Source organism: Actinoallomurus acaciae (assembly GCF_042429965.1).
GTDB lineage: Bacteria > Actinomycetota > Actinomycetes > Streptosporangiales > Streptosporangiaceae > Actinoallomurus > Actinoallomurus acaciae.
This window is the reverse complement of the sequence record NZ_JBHLZP010000961.1, coordinates 1-295: the sequence shown is the minus strand read 5'-3', so window position 1 is coordinate 295 and position 295 is coordinate 1. Positions and strand designations below refer to the sequence as shown.

Here is a 295-nt window from a genome sequence, read left to right as displayed (position 1 = left end):
ATGTTCGTCCCGCTCGTGACGGAGGTGACGGGGCGGCTCGGCGCCGGCGAGCACACGCTGGCGGTCGTGGTCGACCCGGCTCCCGTCAGCGAACCGCAGGTCGGCCGCACCGAGGCCGTGACCGTGCACAAGGGCCGGATGGGCTACGGCTGGGACTTCTGCCCGCGGCTCGTCCACCAGGGGCTGTGGGGCCCGGCCCGGCTCCGGATCACCGGCGCGGTGCGCCTCGCGGACGTGTGGGCGCGGCCCGCGGCGGGCCGGCTCACCTTCACGGTGACCGCGGACGGCGACGCGG

Annotated in this window: 1 protein-coding gene; it reads left to right on the top strand. The window is 76.9% G+C overall.

The features are described from left to right. Positions 1–295: hypothetical protein (locus tag ACFFNX_RS49375; protein WP_378213403.1), on the top strand; the 295-nt coding region annotated here is incomplete at its 3' end.